This is a genomic window from Inquilinus limosus MP06 (assembly GCF_000767795.1).
GTDB classification, from domain to species: domain Bacteria; phylum Pseudomonadota; class Alphaproteobacteria; order DSM-16000; family Inquilinaceae; genus Inquilinus; species Inquilinus limosus_E.
This window is the reverse complement of record NZ_JANX01000068.1, coordinates 1-17,044: the sequence shown is the minus strand read 5'-3', so window position 1 is coordinate 17,044 and position 17,044 is coordinate 1. Positions and strand designations below refer to the sequence as shown.

Sequence of the window (17,044 nt, the reverse complement as noted above, 5' to 3'; positions counted from 1 at the left end):
ATCGGGCCGGCGGTCATCCGCTCGCCCGGGCCGGGTTCGGCCGTCGGGGCCGCCGCCTGCAGGTTGGGGGCGCTGTTCGGCGCGGCCGGCTGCACCACCGGGCCTGGATTCGATTCCGGCTGGGCGTTGCCGTCGAGCAGGGCGGCGAAGCGCGCCGGCAGGGCCGCGATCTCGGCCGCCATGTCGCGGTTGGCCGAGGACAGGTAGTACCAGCCGGCATAGGCCAGGCCGCCGATCAGGACCGCGATCATCAGGATCGCGCCGCCGGGGACGCGGCTGCCTTCCGGCACCGGCACCGGGAAGACCAGGTCGGGCTTCTTCTCGACCGCGGCGGATTCGCGCTTGAACCGCGCCACCACCTGGTCGCCGTCGAAGCCGAGGAACTCGGCATAGGTGCGGACGAAGCCGATGGCATAGACCGGACCGGGCAGGTCCTGGTGGCGCCCGTCCTCGATCGCCTGCAGCAGACCATGGCGGATCCGCAGCGTGGCGGCCACGTCATAGAGGCTGTAGCCGGCGATCTCCCGTGCCTGGCCGAGGATGCGGCCGACCGGGGCGTTCATGTCGATCACGGGTTCGGTCGCCCCCGCATCGTGAGGGTTGCCCGGGGAGTCCGCGGCCTCATGCACCACGGCGAGGTGTTTCCGATTGCTCTGGGCCATGTCGTTCGAGCCGCTTTGTGCTTGAGCGAATTGTTACAGATGAAAGCCGGCGCGTCGCCCTGTCATGATGTCGAGGCCCACTCCCCCACGACCGAGACGACTGTCTTTATTATGACGATTCCGGCGGCACAGCAAAACGAATCCGAGTTTGATCGCACTATATTGCAACGTCATGGTCGCGGGCATAGGCGCGGATGGCGGGGCGAAGCGAACCACGGGCATTGGCACGGACCTGCGACAACCAGCGCGCGAAATGGCCGAGATCCAGGCTGCGGACCATAGTCCTGACTGCGCCGATCGCCGTGGCCGGCATCGACAGGGTGCGGAATCCCAGGCCCAGCAGGGTCATCGCCTCGATCGGCCGCGACGCCATCTCGCCGCACAGGCTGATGCGGCGGCCGGCGGCATCGCAGCGCGCCACCGCCTCGGCCAGCGCGCCGATCAGGCCCGGCGACAGCGTGTCGTAGCGCTGCGCCACCCGGGTGTTGGTGCGGTCGGCGGCGTAGAGATACTGCATCAGATCGTTCGAGCCGACGGCGACGAAATCGGCGGTGCGCAGCACCTGGTCGAGCTGCCACAGCAGCGACGGCACCTCCAGCATCACCCCGACGCGGATCTCGCCCGAGACCGGCACGCCCTGGGCCGCGGCGCGCGCCACCTCGCGGTCGAAGAGATCCCGGGCGGCGTCCAGCTCGGTCACCTCGGACACCATCGGGAACATCACCCCGAAGGGACGCCCGGCGGCGCCCTGGATCAGCGCGCGCAGCTGCTGGCGCAGCATCGCCGGCCGGTCCAGGCCGATGCGCACGGCGCGCCAGCCCAGGGCCGGGTTGTCCTCGTCGATCTCGGCGAAATAGGGCAGCCGCTTGTCGCCGCCGACATCGAGGGTGCGGAACACCACCGGCCGGCCCTCGGCCAGGTCGATCACCCGGGAATAGAGGTCGGTCTGGGTGGCGACGCTGGGATATTCCGACCGCACCATGAACGGGATCTCGGTGCGGTACAGGCCGATGCCGTCGGCGCCGACCGCGTCGAGATGCGGCATGTCGGAGAGCAGGCCCGCGTTCAGCATCAGCGACACGGCGGCGCCGTCGCGCGTCACCGCCGGCAGCCGCGCCTCCTCGGCGTAGATCTTGCGCTGCCCGGCCTGGACCTGGATCGCCTTGGTGATGGTGTCCATCACGTCCTCGGACGGGCGGACGAAGACGTTGCCGTGGTCGCCATCGACCACGATCGGGTCCAGCGGCTCGATCAGCCGCATCGCCTCGACGCAGCGGCCGACCACCGGGATGTCCAGCGCCCGGGCGATGATCGCGACATGGCTGGTGGCCGACCCCTCCTCCAGCACCAGGCCGCGCAGCTTGCGCCGGTCGTAGTCGAGCAGCTCGGCCGGGCCGATGGCGCGGGCCACCAGCACCATGTCGTCCGGCAGGGTGCCCAGCGCCGCGGCCGAGGTGCGGCCGGCGAGATGCAGCAGCAGCCGGTTGGCGAGGTCGTCGAAATCGGCCAGGCGCTCGCGCAGATAGGGGTCGGTGACCCGGGCCATGCGCGCCGCCATGTCGTTCTGCACGCGCTGCACCGCGGCCTCGGCCGACAGGCCGGTGTCGATCGCCTCATGGATCCGGCTGAGCCAGCCGCGATCCTCGGCGAACATGCGGTAGGTCTCGAGGATCTCGCCGCTCTCGCCGATGCCGACCGCGCGGTGGTCGGCCACCAGGTCGTCGAGCGAGCGGTGCATGTGCTCGACCGCCTGGCGGAACCGCTCCGCCTCCACCGCCGGGTCGTCGGCCACCATCTGGCGCACGGTGATCTGGGTCCGGTGCAGCACCGCCAGCCCCTGGGCCAGGCCGCCGTTCAGCGCGATGCCGTGCAGCCGGGCCGGCAGCGACACGGCGGTGGGGCTCGCCACCTCCTCCGGCCGGGCGATCTCGCCGCCGACGATCAGCTCGGCCACCACCATGGCAATGGTCTCGAGCGTCTCGACCTCGTCTTCGGAGTAGTTGCGCTTGTGCTGGTTCTGGATGATCAGCACGCCGCGCACCTTGCCGCCGCGCAGGATCGGCACGCCCATCCAGGATTCGTACGGGTCCTCCCCGGTTTCCGGCCGGTAGGCGAATTTCGGATGGGCGGGCGCGTTGGCGATGGCCAGCGGCCGCGCCGTCGCCGCGACCTCGCCGACCAGGCCCTCGCCGACCCTGAGGCGGGTGCGGTGCACCGCGTCGGGGTTCAGGCCGATGGTGGCGAACAGCTCCAGCACGTCGCCCGGGCGGGAGACGTAGCAGGAGCAGACCTCGGCCACCATCTCGGCCGCGATCAGGGTGACGATCTTGTCGAGGCGCGATTGCGCCGTGCCCGACCCCGCCATGACGTCGCGCAGGCGGGCGAGGAGGCGACGCGACGGCCCGATGCCCGGGGCGGGCCCGCCCGCCGGCCGGGTCATCAGGCCCGCTCCATCAGGCCTTGTCCAGGCCGTAGGCGGTGTGGAGGGCCCGGACCGCCAGCTCGGTGTACTGCTCGGCCACCAGGACGCTGATCTTGATCTCGGAGGTCGAGATCACCTGGATGTTGATGCCGTTCTCGGCCAACGCCTTGAACATGCGCTGGGCGACGCCGGCATGGCTGCGCATGCCGACGCCGATCACCGAGATCTTGACCACATTCTCGTCCGGGATCAGGTGGCTGTAGCCCAGCGTCTCCTTGTGCTGGGACAGCACCTTGACCGCGCGCTCCAGGTCCGCCTTGCCGACGGTGAAGGTCAGGTCCGTCGCCTGGCCGTCCTCGGAGATGTTCTGGACGATCATGTCGACGTTGATGTTCGCGTCGGTCAGCGGCCCGAAGATCGACGCGGCCACGCCCGGCCGATCGGGCACCCGGACCACGGTGATCTTCGCCTCGTCCCGGCTGTACGCGATCCCGCTGACGACCTCTTTCTCCACGATCTCGTCCTCGTCCACCACCAGGGTCCCTGGCACATCCTCGAAGCTGGACAGCACCTGCACCCGGACCCGATGGTTCATCGCCATCTCGACCGAGCGCGTCTGCAGCACCTTGGCGCCGAGCGACGCCATCTCCAGCATCTCTTCGTAAGTGATCTTATCGAGCTTGCGCGCCTTGCGCACGATCCGCGGATCGCAGGTGTAGACGCCGTCGACATCGGTGTAGATGTCGCAGCGATCCGCCTTCAGCGCGGCGGCCAGCGCCACCGCCGAGGTGTCGGACCCGCCGCGGCCCAGCGTGGTGATGCGGCCGGCATCGGAGACGCCCTGGAAGCCGGCGATCACCGCGACCTCGCCGCGGGCCAGCGACTCCTCGAGCCTCTGCGCGTCGATGCCGAGGATGCGGGCCTTGGCGTGCGCGCCGTCGGTGTGCACCGCCACCTGCCAGCCCTGGAACGACCGGGCGGGTAGCCCGATCTCCTGCAGCGCCAGCGCCAGCAGGCCGGAGGTGACCTGCTCGCCCGAGGCGACGACCGCGTCGTATTCGCGCGGATCATGCAAGGGCGCGATGTCGTTGCAGTACTTCACCAGCTGGTTGGTGACGCCGGACATCGCCGACACCACGACCGAGACCTGGTTGCCGCGCGCGACCTCCGCCTGCACCCGACGGGCGACGTTCTTGATCCGCTCGACATCGGCGACCGACGTGCCGCCAAACTTCTGAACAATGCGCGCCATCGGCCGCCGCGGGTTTGAGTGACAGGGGCGCCGCGGGCCGGAATGCCGGCATTGCGGCCGTGAGGCCCGCTACCCATACTGCGTCGCCGAGAGCGACGCAACGGCCGACGCAACTGAAACACGAGGACTCTTCTTCATGGCGCAAAGCCCGGCGGCGACGATCGATTCCGCCGAGATCGCCCGCTTCGAATCGATGGCGGCGGACTGGTGGGACCCGGACGGCAAGTTCCGGCCGCTGCACCGCATGAATCCGCTGCGCATCGGCTATATCCGCGACCGGGTCTGCGCCCGGCTGGACTGCGACCCGTTGGCGCCGCGGCCGCTGGCCGGCCTTTCGATCCTCGACATCGGCTGCGGCGGCGGCCTGCTGTCCGAGCCGATGGCCCGGCTGGGCGCCACCGTCACCGGGGTCGATGCCGGGGCCGAGGCGGTCGGCGTCGCCCGCGCCCATGCCGCCGAATCCGGCCTCGCCATCGACTATCGCTGCAGCAGCGCCGAGGATCTCGCGGCGTCCGGCGCCCGCTTCGACGCGGTGCTGGCGCTGGAGATCGTCGAGCATGTCGCCGATGTCGACGCCTTCTGCGCCGCCCTGGCGGCGCTGCTGCGGCCCGGCGGCACGCTGGTGATGTCGACCCTGAACCGCACCCGCCGCAGCTGGGCCGTCGCCATCCTCGGCGCCGAGCACCTGCTGCGGATCATCCCGCGCGGCACCCATGAGTGGCGCAAGTTCCTGAAGCCGCACGAGCTGGCCGCGGCGCTGCGCCGCGCCGGGCTCGGGGTCGGCGACATCGCCGGCATGGTGCCCGACCTGCGCGGCGGCGGCTGGCGGCTGGCGCCGCACCATCTCGGGGTGAACTACATCCTGACGGCGGCGAAGCCGGAATGATCGTCGTCACGGGCAGCGCCGGCTATCTCGGCTCCCGCATCGTCACCTCGCTGCTGTGCGGATCGACGGCAGGAGGGGGGCCGGTGGCGGGGGTCGACCGGGCCGAGGCGCCGACCGTGACCCACCGCGCCGACATCCTGGACGGGGTGACGCTGCGCCGAGCCTTCCGCGGCGCCCGCGCCGTGATCCACACGGCCGGATTGAATGGCGGCCCGGGCGCGCCGGCCCCGGCCGAGGAGATCCGGCGGATCAATGTCGGCGGCACCGAGGCCGTGATCGCCGCCGCGCGCGATGCCGGGGTGCGGCGGCTGGTGCTGACCAGCACCACCGCGCTGTATGGCGGCGCGGTCCGCGGCGCCGGGGCCGCGGTCTGGGTGACCGAGGATCTGCCGCCGGCGCCGGAGACGCCCTATGAGGACAGCAAGCGCGACGCCGAGGCGCTGGTCCTGGCCGCCGCCGGATCGTTCCCCGAGGGCTGCATGGTCCTGCGCTGCGGCCGGTTCTTCCCGGCGCCACCGAACGAGACGGTGAACGACCGGCTGTATCGCGGCGTCGACCCGCGCGACGTCGCAGCGGCGCATATCCTGGCGGCGGAGCGGGCCGGGCGCCGGCACCGCGGTTCTGAACATCGCCGCCGCCAGCCCCTTCCTGCCGGAGGATTGCGCGGAGCTGCGCCGCGATCCGCGGCCGGCGCTGCGGCGCCGGCACCCCTTCGCCGAGGGCGCCTACCGGCAGCTGGGCTGGCGGCTGCCGGCCGTGATCGACCGCGTCACCGCCATCGGCGCCGCGCGGGCCGCCATCGGCTACGCCCCCCAGCACAATTTCCGCGAGGCCCTGGCCGAGCAGCTGTGGCTCGATGCCTGGCCGCGCCGCTCCGAAACCGCGCCGGAGCGAGGCTGACCAGGCCTTTACCGTGGAATTTTATTGTTGCTGCGGGTCCGCCCCGTGCTATCTAATTTTCGCTAATCGAGCCAAGAACATTGGCGCATAATATATTGTGCAAGCCCGTTGGTGAGCCGGCATGAACATCGGAATTTTTACCGAATTGTATCCCCCGAGCATTGGCGGCCAGGAAATTCGCTTTGCCGAACTGGCCCAAGTGTTTCGTGAGCGAGGCCACAGTGTCTCGGTATATTGCATTGCGCATAAGAAAGATTTGCTGAAGCGTGAGACCCTGGGTGGTATTGACGTTAATCGCTATCCCGTTGACGAGCATTACCAGCGGCCGCAGTCCCGCCTGCTGCCTCGGAATCCGATTACCATACTGAAGTATGCAACCTGGGTGCGAGGTGTGCTGCAGGCGCGCAGCTTCGATCTCAGCCTGTTCAACCAATGGCCCCTGGCCCATATCGCCTTCGCGCCACGCGCCGCCCGACAGCGCGCCATCCTGGACTGGTGCGAGGTGCGGGACGCCGGGTTCTACCGCATGATGCAGCGGATGCTGCCGCGGCTGAGCGGGCAGAACATGGGCGTCGGCCCGGCGGTGTGCGACCGGATCGGCGCCGCCTCCGGCCGGCCGGTCTTCTACCTGCCGAGCGGCATCCGCCGCGCCGCCTATCGCGGCCTGCCGGCTGCCGAGCGCCGCGACATCCTCTATCTCGGCCGCGTCACCGCCCACAAGAACCTGACCTTCCTGATCGACGCCTTCGCCCGGCTGAAGGCCGCCGGCCACAATCACCTGGGCGAGCTGGGCCGGGACGAGCTGGTGATCGCCGGCGACGGGCCAGAGCTGCCGGCGCTGCGCGCCCATGCCGCCGCCTCGCCCGCCGCGGATCAGATCCGGATCCTGGGCGCGGTCAGCGAGCAGCAGAAGGTCGAGCTGCTGGCCGGCGCCAGGCTGCTGGCGATCTCGAGCCGGCGCGAGGGCTTTCCCCGCATCGTCGCCGAGGCGATGGCGAGCGGCCTGCCGACGGTGACCGCGCGCTTTCCGGAGAACGGCACCGGCGATGTCGTCGACCATTACGGCTGCGGCGTGGTGACCGAGCCGGAGCTCGATGCCTTCGCGGGCGGGCTGATCGCCGCTGCCGACCGATGGGAGGAGCTGTCGCGCCGTGGCCTGAACCGCGCCGACGAGCTGGATTGGCAGGCGCTGGCCCAGGAGATAGAGGGCCGGTCGATCGCCGGAGTTTCGAAAATGAAGGTTCAGGATTCATGCGCATTTTGATCACGGGCGCTGCCGGTTTCATCGGCAGCCAAATCACCCGGCGCCTGGCCTGGGAAGGCCACGAGATCCTGGCCATCGACAACCTCTCCTTCGGCCGGGAGAGCTCGCTGCCCGCGGAGGCGGTGTTCAAGCGCCTCAACCTCGGCACCTGCAGCGGCACCGATCTGCTGGAGGTGGTCGAGGAGTTCCAGCCGGACGGCGCCATCCATTTCGCCGCGATCCATTTCATTCCCTATTGCATAAGCCATCCGGACGAGACCTTCGCCACCAATGTTCGCGGCACCGAGCTGGTGCTGCGGGCGCTGGAGCGGACGCCGGCCCGCAAGGTGGTCTTCGCCTCGACCATGGATGTCTATGCCCCGATCGACCGGGTGCATCGCGAGAGCGATCAGGCCGCCCCGGTCAACGCCTACGGCCTGTCCAAGCTGCTGGGCGAGGACCTGCTGGCCTATGCCACCCGTACCAACCACCGGCTGTCCGGCGTGGCGCTGCGCTTCGCCAATGCCTTCGGACCGGGCGAGACCAATCCGCACCTGATCCCCGACGCCCTGAAGCGGATGCGCGACCGGTCGCAGCCGGAGATCCGGATGGGCTATATGGGCGCCACCCGCGACTTCATCCATGTCGCCGACATCGCCGATGCCGCGATCGCCGCGCTGTTCCAGGACACCGGGCGGTTCGAGGTGTTCAACGTCGCCTCCTCGGTGGCGACGCCGGTGCGCGACGTGGTCGAGATCATCCGCCGCCTGGTCGGCGACCCGCGGCCGGTGGTCGAGGACCGGAAGCAGTTCCGCAAGTTCGACCGGCCGTCGCTGTCGGCCGACACCACCAAGATCAGGGCCGCGCTGGGCTGGGCCCCGAAATGGTCGCTCGAGGAGGGCTTGCGCGACCTGGTGCAGCGCAGCTTCGCGTCCGAGCCCCGCCCGCTGAGCAAGATCGCGTGACGCGAAGGTCCGGCCGGGCCTCACGGTGACTCATGAACGAGTCCTCCCTCCCGCAAGGGAGGGAGTTGGAAAGGGATGCCCGGCTGCGGGGCAGTCCTGTCAGCCCCGCCGCTTCCGGTCGATCCGGTAGGCGATGAAGGCACCGACCACCAAGCCGATCAGCCCGGCCAAGACGAGAATGCGGACCTTCTTCGGCGAGGACGGCTCCGTCAGCACCTCCGGCTGCTCCAGCGCCTCGGCGGCGAAGGGCAGATTCGGCTGGATCAGCATCAGGATCTTCTCCTGGTCCAGGATCAGGCCGATCAGCGTCTGGCGGTAGTCGTTGACGGTCACGTTCTGCAGCCGGCGCTGCAGGTATTCCAGCTTGCTCTGGGTTTGCTGATAGATCGCCTGCTTGATCTGGTCGTCGCTGTACCGGTGCAGATAGCCCAGCGCCTGCCGCGCCACTTCGGCATCGGCGGCGTCGAGCGACAGGGTCGTGATCGGCGAATCCCGGTCCTGCTCCTGGTTCAGGTTCTTGCGCAGAAACTCGGCCACCGCCTGGGCGCTGGTGTCGACGCTGGTGTCGAGGCCGAGGGCAGCCTTGATCGGGGTCAGGAACGACGTGCTTTCCCAGATCTTCCGCTGGTCGTTCCAGCGCAGGTCCATCAGGCTCTCGATCAGGCCCTTGTGTTCCTTCAGCGCGGCCGCGGTGCTGACCGCCGTCAGCTGCTTGCTGAACCGGTCGAAATAGGTGATCTGCTCGTTGCCGGTCAGGCTGGTCAGCGAGCTGGCCAGTGCCGAGGCGCCGGCGTTGCGCAGTAGGTCGGACAGCTGCTGCGACGCCTCGGTCGGCATGACGATGAGGCGCGAGGTGTAGCGCGTCGGCGACACTATGATGAACAGCACGCCGAGGGCCACCGCTGCGACGATAGCCAGGACGACCAGCCAGCGATGGCGCCAGGCCGAGCCGACCATCTCCTGGGCCAGGGTCTCACTGGACAACCGGTCGCGGACCGGCTGGGTCTCGACCGCCTGGGGCACGGGGCTGAGCAGATGTTCGGTGGCGACGGTCATGCCGCACTCGCATTCGGTTGCCGACGGGTTTCCAGAGCCTGGAGCAGCGTCGCGAAGCCATTGACCACGATCGCCACATTCTCCTCCGTCATGCTCTGCGGGTCGTGGACCGGGTCGCCGACCCGGCCGGGGAAAGACTGGGCATAGAGCCAGCTCAGGAACGCGGCCGGCTCCATCCCGCCCTCGCGGTCGCCGCGCTGCAGCAGCCGCTCGAAGCCCGCGCGGGTCAGGGCCTTCAGGTCGATCCGGCCCGGCGACATGACGGGGGTGAAATACATCGGCGCGAAGGTCGCGGCCTTGAGGCCGAGCAACCCCGCCTCGAGGCAGACGGTGCCCGAGGGCGACAGCACCAGCTTCGAGGCTTCCATCAGCTTGAACGTGTCGGCATAGGGGTCGATCAGGCGCACCCCGGGGATCCGTCGCAGCTCGTCGTAGTAGCGCGGCGAGCGGAAGCCGATCGCGTTGGAGTGCTCCTTGACGTAGATCTCCCAGCCATGCTGGATCACCCGCGACAGCGCCCGGACGTTCTCGATCTGGTCGGAGTTGCGGTGGGCGAAGACGTCGATCGACGCCTCCGGCTGCATGTGCAGCGTCACCAGCACGAAGGGGCGGGCGCCCGGGAGGTTTCCGCTCTCGAACGGTTTCTGCCAGCGGGTGCGGTAGGTGTTGGCGATCCGTCTGAACCGGAAGCGCGACCGGTGCGCCAGGGTCGGCAGGGTCTCGTCGCCGTCGGTGGCGCGGGAGAAGGCCTGCACCACGGATTCACCGAGCCAGTGGCTGCGGAAGAGCCGGATCTTGTTCTGGATATGGAAGTAGTAGGGCCGGTAGGCGCGGGTGCGCAGCGCCTCGATGATGCCTTCCGCGGCCTCGCGGTCCGACCGGTCCGGCTTGCGGATCTCGAAGATCTCGGCCTGGTTCAGGTCGGTGAAGAAGCCGAAGCGGTCGGACGGCACCCGCACCGTGGACGGGGCGAAATAGGCCCGGCCCTGCGCCTTGCACAGGAGCGCGGTGGCCAGCTCGTAGGCCCAGGTCTGCTCGCCGAAGGCGGCGCGGACGTCATGGGCCTTCAGGAAGCGCGAGACCTCCCGCGCCACGACGGCCAGATAGGCCTTGGCGTGAGGCCGCCGGTTCAGCGTGCGGTCCATCAGGATGGTCTCGTTGGCGGACAGCCCGCCGGCCTCCAGCTCGGTCAGCGCCGGATCGGCCGGGTCCGGCGACGGCGCGCTGCGCCATTCATCCCTGAAATCGGCGAGGCAGAGGATCCTGTCGCGGCGCCAGCCTGCCTTGATCAGGGCGTCCGCCCAGCGCCGGCTGGCCGCGATCCAGACGATCCCGACCCCCTTCCGTTCGAGACCGCGCCCGATCTTTTCGAAGAACATCGTCCGGTAATTGTTCGACAAAAGACATATATTCATTATTTCCGCGCCATGGGTCAGGGGCACGCCACCGGCGATGCGATCGGCGTGAACCGACCTCCACCGGCTCATAACCCACTAACCGTAAGCGTGGGCGGTGACAAGTGTGACCGCACGGACGGGGAGAAGAAAGCGCCGTTCCGCTCAAGCCAGGATTGAGAAGGCTTCGCCGGCCGACGGCCGGTCAGGAATCGGTGCGGGACACCCAGGGAATACGGGCGACGCCGATTCCCTCATCCTCCAGCTCACGCGCCTCGGCTTCGGTGGCCTCGCCGTAGATGTCGCGATGCGCGGATTCCTCGTAGTGGATCTTGCGCGCCTCGTCGGCGAAGCGGTCGCCGACATACTCGCAATTCTCCTCGATCCTCCGGCGCAGGGCCTCAAGCTCGCGGCGCGCCTCGGCCATGGTGGTGTGAGTCCGGCGGCCGTCCTCGCCGTTCTTGGCCGACCGCTTGGCGATCGCCGGCGCCATCAGCGCCTTTTCGACCGCGCTGCTGCCGCAGACCGGGCAGTTGACCTCGCCCGCCGCCACCTGGGCGTCATAAGTGCCGCTGTTGCGGAACCAGGCTTCGAAGCCGTGGCCGGCCTCGCATCGCAATTCGTACAGGATCATCGCATTCCATGCTCCGCCTTTTGTCATACGATGGTCCGCCACAGCCCGCAAAGAAAATGACACCCGCAATCCCGCCGATGCCGCATATCCCCCCTGTGTCCGCATGGGTCGCCCGCTTCGCGCCGCTGGTGCCGAAGACCGCGCCGGTGCTGGACCTTGCCTGCGGCAGCGGCCGCCATCTGCGGCATTTCCGGGACCGCGGCCATGCCGTCGCCGGGGTCGATATCGACCTGCGGGGCGTGGCCGACCTGGCGGGGGCGGAGGGGGTGGAGATCCTGCAGGCCGACATCGAGGCCGGACCCTGGCCCTTCGCCGGGCGGCGCTTCGCCGGCATCGTCGTCGCCAACTACCTGCACCGGCCGCTGCTGCCGGCGATCCTCGACGCGCTGGCCTCCGGCGGGGTGCTGATCTACGAGACTTTCGCCCAGGGCAACCAGCGCTTCGGCCGGCCGTCGACCCCCGCCTATCTGCTCAGGGCCGGGGAACTGCTGCAGGCCGTGGCGGGCCGGCTGCAGGTGGTGGCGTATGAGCATGGCGAGGTCGCGTCGCCCCGCGCCGCGGTGGTGCAGCGGCTCTGCGCCGTCGCCGACCTGGCGCCGGTGCAGGATCTCGACGGGTCGCCCGAGCCGCATCCCGTGCCCGCGCCCTGAGCCGGCCTCTGGCCGGCTCAGTTCATAAGGTGAGAGCGCGATTCACGCGTCCGGCGGAAAGCAACGTGCTTTCCGCCGGACACGATCGCGCTCTGAGCGTTCCTCATCGCATCCGGGAACCGCTAGGATCACCGGACTCTGCGAAAACGTCGGGCATTTGCAGTCGAGGAGGAGACAGGCGTGGCCGAAGGAACGATCGTCTGGGGCGTGCTGGGCGCCGCCAAGATCAACGACAAGGTCGTCCCGCCGATGGCCCGGGCCCGGCACTGCCGGGTGAAGGCCATCGCCTCGCGCTCGGCGGAGAAGTCGAAGGCCGCGGCCGAGAAATACGGGCTGCCGGTGGCCTATGACAGCTACGAGGCGCTGCTGGCCGACCCGGAGATCGACGCCGTCTACATCCCGCTGCCGAACCACCTGCATGTCGAATGGACGATCAAGGCGGCCGAGGCCGGCAAGCATGTGCTGTGCGAGAAGCCGATCGGGCTGAACGCCGAGGAGACGCGGCGGCTGATCGCGGCGCGCGACAGGACCGGCCGGCGCATCCAGGAAGCCTTCATGGTGCGCACCCATCCGCAATGGCTGAAGGTGCGCGAGCTGGTGCAGGAAGGCGCGATCGGCGAGCTGCGCGCCATCACCGGCGCCTTCACCTACCGCAACATCGACCCGAACAACATCCGCAACAAGGCCGATATCGGCGGCGGCGGCCTGCTGGACATCGGCTGCTATCCGATCACCACCTCGCGCTTCGTCACCGGGCGGGAGCCGCGCCGGGTGGTGTCGCTCCTGGACCGCGACCCGGTGTTCAAGATCGACCGGCTGGGCAGCGTCCTCCTCGACTATGACGGCATCCAGGCCAGCTTCGTCTACTCGACCCAGATCCCCGGCTATCAGCGCATGCAGTTCCTGGGCACCAAGGGGCGGATCGAGGTGGAGATCCCGTTCAACGCCCCGAACGACCGGCCGTGCCGGCTGCTCCTGGATGACGGGTCCAGCCTGTTCGGCGAGGGCATCAGGCCGGTCGAGATCCCGGCCTGCGACCAGTACGGCGTGGCCGCCGCGGCTTTCGCCGACGCCATCCTGACGGGCGGCGAGCAGCCGGTGCCGCTGGAGAACACGCTGGCCAACATGCAGGTGATCGACGCCGTCTTCCGCTCCGCCCATTCCGGCCGGTGGGAGACGCCGTGAGCGAGGTTCCGACGGTCGCCGAGCCGACCGCCATCACCCGCGAATCGCTGAAGGCCGGGGTGCTGCAGCGCATGATCGCCGCCGGCGACCCGACCGCGGAGGTGCTGTCCTTCGAGGCGCTGGCGGAGTCGCGCCGCGCGATCCTGGCGGCGGAGCAGGCGGCCGGCCGCGACGTCTGGGTGTTCGCCTATGGCTCGCTGATCTGGAACCCGGCCTTCCACTTCGTCGAACGCCGGACCGGGCTGATCCATGGCTGGCATCGCCGCTTCTGCCTGTGGACCGCGCTGGGCCGCGGCACGCCGGAGCGGCCGGGGCTGGTGCTGGGCCTTGATCGCGGCGGCACCTGCCGCGGCCTGGTCTTCCGCATCGCCGCGGCGGCGGTGGAGGAGGAGCTGGACCTGATCTGGCGGCGCGAGATGGTGACCGCGTCCTACACCCCGCGCTGGGTCACGGCGGCGACGCCGGAGGGCCCGGTGCGGGCGATCGCCTTCACCATCGACCGTGCCCAGCCACGCTACGCCGGCCGGCTGAGCGAGGAGGAGACGGCGCGGGTGCTGGCCGGGGCGCACGGCCAGCTGGGCAGCTGCCGGGACTATTTCCGCTCGACCCTGGACCATCTGGTGGCGCTGGGCATCCGCGACCACGGGCTGGAGGCGCTGCGCCGCCGGATCGCGGCGCTGGAGCCGTAAGGTCCCCTATTCGTCGCGCGAGCCGATGTAGCGCCCGGCGGCGTCGTACTGCTTCACGCGGTCGCCATCCGGCTGCTCATAGCCCAGGTAGCGGCCGCCCGCATCGTAGCGGTTCAGCCGGTCGCCGCTGCGCTCGATATAGCCGAGATACCGGCCCCCGGCGTCGTATTGCAGCCGGCGACCGCCCGGCTGGTCCTCACGATAGCCCTGATAGCGGCCCTCGGAATCATAGCGCTCGATGCGGGGACCGTTGCGCCGGTCGTAGCCGAGATAACGGCCTCCGGCGTCATAGCGGTTCATGCGGTCGCCGCTGCGCTCGACATAGCCGAGATACCGGCCCGCGCCGTCGAACTGGTCCTGCCGCTGGGCCATGGCGGTGCCGCAGCCCAGGGCCAGCAGCACGGCCGCGAGCAGGCCGAGGCCGTACCGGATCCGCCGACTCCCCATCCATCCCCTCCGGATCAATCCTGCCGGCCGGCCGCGCGGCAACGGCAGGCCCGTGACACCGCAGCCCATTATAGCGGCATCGCGGCTTTTTTGGGTTCGGCCGCGGCAGGGGCGCGTCCCGCCTGGGCCGCTCGACCCGCCTGCGGCGCCCCGCTACCATGCCGGCGGCGAGGGGGATGACCGCGGAGGACGCTGTGGCGTTCGTCATCATCGGCCTCTGGGCGGCGTGGTTCGTCTACTGGCACCTGGCCGCCTTCGGCACCAAGCCGGCACGGCGGCGCGAATCCGTCGCCTCGCGCCTGTCCCACATCATCCCGCTGGCCCTGGCCGCGTGGCTGTTCATCCGGCCGGGGATGGCCGGGCCGGTTCTTGGGGCGCCGATCCTGCCGCGCACCGGCGGCTTCGACATTGTCGGTGCTGTAGTTGTTGCGGCCGGGCTGGGCTTCGCCGTGTGGGCCCGGGTGCACCTGGCCGGCAACTGGAGCGGCACGGTCACGCTGAAGCAGGACCACGAGCTGGTGCGCAGCGGCCCCTACGCCCTGGTGCGCCATCCGATCTACACCGGCCTGCTGCTGGCGGCGGTCGGCACGGTGATCGCCACCGACCGCTGGAGCGCGCTGGTTGCCCTGGCGCTGATGGCCGCCGCCTTCCTGCGCAAGATCGTGATCGAGGAACGCTTGATGGCCGAGGCCTTCGGTCCGGCCTATGCCGACTACAGCCGCGGCACAGCCCGGCTGGTGCCCTATCTGTGGTGAAAGCGGCCACGGCCGACTCCGATCCGTGGCCGGACAACTCACCGTCATGGCGAGCCCCTTCGGGGGCCGCCATGACGGGAAAAAGCCGAGGGGTCGGCCTGAAGGCCTCAGAGGGAGGCCTGCACCCGGTACAGCGCGGCATAGGCGCCGCCGGCGGCCAGCAGCTGCTCATGCGTCCCCTGCTCGACAATGCCCTGGTCGGTCAGCACCAGGATGCGGTCGGCATGGCGCACGGTCGACAGCCGGTGGGCGATCACCAGCGTCGTCCGGTCCCGCGCCAGGTCCAGCAGCGCCGCCTGCACCGCCCGCTCGCTCTCATTGTCGAGCGCGCTGGTGGCCTCGTCGAAGATCAGCACCGCCGGGTCCTTCAGGAAGGCCCGGGCGATGGTCAGGCGCTGCTTCTGGCCGCCGGACAGCTTGACGCCGCGCTGGCCGATATCGGTGTCGTAGCCGTCCGGAAGGGCCATGATGAAGTCGTGCGCGTTGGCCGCCTTGGCCGCCGCGACGATCTCCGCCTCCGTCGCCTCCGGCCGGCCGTAGCGCAGATTCTCCGCCACCGTGCCGGCGAACAGGTAGACGTCCTGCTGCACCACGCCCACGGCCCGCCGCAGCGACGCCAGGGTGACGTCGCGGATGTCGGTGCCGTCGACCAGGATCCGGCCCTCCGTCGCCTCGTAGAAGCGCGGGATCAGGGCGCACAGCGTGCTCTTGCCGCCGCCGGAGGCGCCGACCAGGGCGACGAACTCGCCCGGCCGGATGTCGAGCGACAGGTCCCGGAACACATGCGGCCGGTCGTCCTCGTAGCGGAAGCCGACCTCCCGGAACGAGATGGCGCCGCGCGGCCGGGCCAGCGCGACCGCGCCGGGCCGGTCCTGGATGTCCGGCTCGATCTCCAGGATCTCCATCATCCGGATGAAGCCGGTATAGCCCTCCTGCCAGAGACGGGCGAAGTTCGCCAGCCGCTTCACCGGGTCGACCAGCGCCGCGACACAGAGCAGGAAGGTCAGCATGTCGGCGACCGCGAGCTGCCCCTGCGCCACCCGCACCGCGCCGGCGACGATGATCACCACCGTGATCAGCTGCGGGAAGCTCTCGATCCCCATCGAGAAGAAGGCCTCGCTGCGATAGCCGGCGCGGCGGCTGTCGAGGAAGGCAGCGTTCTGCACCGCGAAGCGGCGGTTCTCGACATCCTCATTGGCGAAGGACTGCACCACCCGGATGCCGGCCAGCGAATCCTCCACCCGCTCGTTCACCGCGGCGATGCGCTGTTTGCTGACCTCCAGCGCCCGGTTCATGCGGCGGTTGAAGTGCAGCGCATAGGCCACCGCGAAGGGCAGCACCGCCAGGATCATCAGCGCCAGAGGCAGGTCAAGCCAGGCCAGGATGGCGATGGCGCCGGCGAATTTCAGCACCGCGATCGCCAGGTCCTCCGGCCCGTGATGGTAGAGCTCGCCGAGCGAGAACAGGTCGTTGGTGATCCGGCTCATCAGCTGGCCGGTGCGCTCGCGGTCGTAGAAGCTGAAGGACAGTTTCTGCAGATGGCCGAACAGCTCGCGGCGCAGGGCGCTTTCCATCTTCGCGCCCATCATGTGGCCCTGATAGTCGACGAACAGATTGGCAAGCGCCTGCAGCAGCACCACGGCCAGCATGGCCGCGCCGAGGATATAGACCTCGTCGAGCATCCCGGCCGTATCGTCCAGGCCGGTCAGGCGCCGGGTGACGATGTTGGCGCCGAGCGGCAGGATCAGCGCCGTGGCGGACACGACAACGGCGCAGAACAGGTCGGCCGCCAGCAGCGGCATGTGCGGCCGGTAATAGGACAGGAACTTGCGGATCCGCGCCCGGGCGACGGCGCGCGGCACAGCGCGGCCGGAGCGGCGCGTCAGCGGGGAGGCGGACGGGGT

The 17,044-nt window shown here is 69.7% G+C and carries 16 protein-coding genes; 8 read left to right on the top strand and 8 right to left on the bottom strand.

The features are described 5' to 3' along the window. From P409_RS08270 to P409_RS08260, 3 genes are all read right to left on the bottom strand, one after another. Positions 1 to 563: helix-turn-helix domain-containing protein (locus P409_RS08270; RefSeq protein ID WP_238578625.1), on the bottom strand; the 563-nt coding region annotated here is incomplete at its 3' end. A 256-nt stretch (positions 564 to 819) separates the two neighbouring features. Further along, a complete protein-coding gene (gene ptsP / locus P409_RS08265; RefSeq protein WP_052120183.1) occupies positions 820 to 3,102 on the bottom strand; it encodes a phosphoenolpyruvate--protein phosphotransferase in 2,283 nt (760 codons plus the stop codon). 13 nt (positions 3,103 to 3,115) lie between these two features. After that, on the bottom strand, positions 3,116 to 4,336 hold the full coding sequence (locus tag P409_RS08260; RefSeq protein WP_034834154.1) for an aspartate kinase: 1,221 nt from the start codon (positions 4,334 to 4,336) through the stop codon (positions 3,116 to 3,118). Positions 4,337 to 4,472: 136 nt separating this feature from the next. Here P409_RS08260 and ubiG point away from each other — a divergent pair, with 136 nt between their 5' ends. The 4 genes from ubiG (at position 4,473) to P409_RS08240 (ending at position 8,330) form a co-directional block, all read left to right on the top strand. Further along, positions 4,473 to 5,222 (top strand): bifunctional 2-polyprenyl-6-hydroxyphenol methylase/3-demethylubiquinol 3-O-methyltransferase UbiG, encoded by a 750-nt coding sequence (gene ubiG, locus P409_RS08255; RefSeq protein WP_034834151.1) that lies wholly within the window; start codon positions 4,473 to 4,475, stop codon positions 5,220 to 5,222. Beyond that, complete coding sequence (locus P409_RS36985; protein WP_081991363.1) at positions 5,219 to 6,178, top strand: NAD-dependent epimerase/dehydratase family protein; 960 nt, start codon at positions 5,219 to 5,221, stop codon at positions 6,176 to 6,178. The genes ubiG and P409_RS36985 overlap by 4 nt, the downstream gene beginning before the upstream one ends. 65 nt (positions 6,179 to 6,243) lie before the next feature. Then, entirely contained in the window at positions 6,244 to 7,386 is a 1,143-nt protein-coding gene (locus P409_RS08245) for a glycosyltransferase family 4 protein (protein ID WP_081991362.1), read from the top strand. Next, a complete protein-coding gene (locus P409_RS08240) occupies positions 7,374 to 8,330 on the top strand; it encodes an NAD-dependent epimerase/dehydratase family protein (protein ID WP_161790362.1) in 957 nt (318 codons plus the stop codon). Before P409_RS08245 ends, P409_RS08240 begins: the two co-directional genes overlap by 13 nt. Before the next feature lie 99 nt (positions 8,331 to 8,429). On the opposite strand, the gene P409_RS08235 is transcribed toward P409_RS08240, so the two are convergent. The 3 genes from P409_RS08235 to P409_RS08225 form a co-directional block, all read right to left on the bottom strand. Then, complete coding sequence (locus P409_RS08235; RefSeq protein ID WP_034834143.1) at positions 8,430 to 9,386, bottom strand: Wzz/FepE/Etk N-terminal domain-containing protein; 957 nt, start codon at positions 9,384 to 9,386, stop codon at positions 8,430 to 8,432. Continuing rightward, on the bottom strand, positions 9,383 to 10,765 hold the full coding sequence (locus P409_RS08230; protein WP_152613283.1) for a UDP-N-acetyl glucosamine 2-epimerase: 1,383 nt from the start codon (positions 10,763 to 10,765) through the stop codon (positions 9,383 to 9,385). The genes P409_RS08235 and P409_RS08230 overlap by 4 nt, the downstream gene beginning before the upstream one ends. A gap of 220 nt (positions 10,766 to 10,985) precedes the next feature. Then, positions 10,986 to 11,414, bottom strand: a complete 429-nt coding sequence (locus P409_RS08225) for a DUF1178 family protein (protein WP_034834138.1) — start codon at positions 11,412 to 11,414, stop codon at positions 10,986 to 10,988. Between the two features lie 95 nt (positions 11,415 to 11,509). Between P409_RS08225 and P409_RS08220 the strand changes: the two genes are divergently transcribed. From P409_RS08220 to P409_RS08210, 3 genes are all read left to right on the top strand, one after another. Further along, entirely contained in the window at positions 11,510 to 12,064 is a 555-nt protein-coding gene (locus P409_RS08220) for a class I SAM-dependent methyltransferase (protein WP_343285497.1), read from the top strand. Between the two features lie 180 nt (positions 12,065 to 12,244). Beyond that, complete coding sequence (locus tag P409_RS08215; protein WP_034834134.1) at positions 12,245 to 13,249, top strand: Gfo/Idh/MocA family protein; 1,005 nt, start codon at positions 12,245 to 12,247, stop codon at positions 13,247 to 13,249. Then, complete coding sequence (locus tag P409_RS08210) at positions 13,246 to 13,938, top strand: gamma-glutamylcyclotransferase (RefSeq protein ID WP_274519150.1); 693 nt, start codon at positions 13,246 to 13,248, stop codon at positions 13,936 to 13,938. The genes P409_RS08215 and P409_RS08210 overlap by 4 nt, the downstream gene beginning before the upstream one ends. 6 nt (positions 13,939 to 13,944) lie before the next feature. On the opposite strand, the gene P409_RS08205 is transcribed toward P409_RS08210, so the two are convergent. Next, complete coding sequence (locus P409_RS08205) at positions 13,945 to 14,385, bottom strand: hypothetical protein (protein WP_034834131.1); 441 nt, start codon at positions 14,383 to 14,385, stop codon at positions 13,945 to 13,947. Between the two features lie 194 nt (positions 14,386 to 14,579). Here P409_RS08205 and P409_RS08200 point away from each other — a divergent pair, with 194 nt between their 5' ends. After that, the gene (locus tag P409_RS08200) at positions 14,580 to 15,140 is read left to right on the top strand and encodes a methyltransferase family protein (protein WP_161790361.1); all 561 of its coding nucleotides are present in this window, start codon (positions 14,580 to 14,582) and stop codon (positions 15,138 to 15,140) included. Positions 15,141 to 15,247: 107 nt separating this feature from the next. Here the strand turns inward: P409_RS08200 and P409_RS08195 are convergent. Next, positions 15,248 to 17,044 (bottom strand): ABC transporter ATP-binding protein (locus tag P409_RS08195; RefSeq protein ID WP_052120180.1); only part of this gene is annotated, 1,797 nt, incomplete at its 5' end.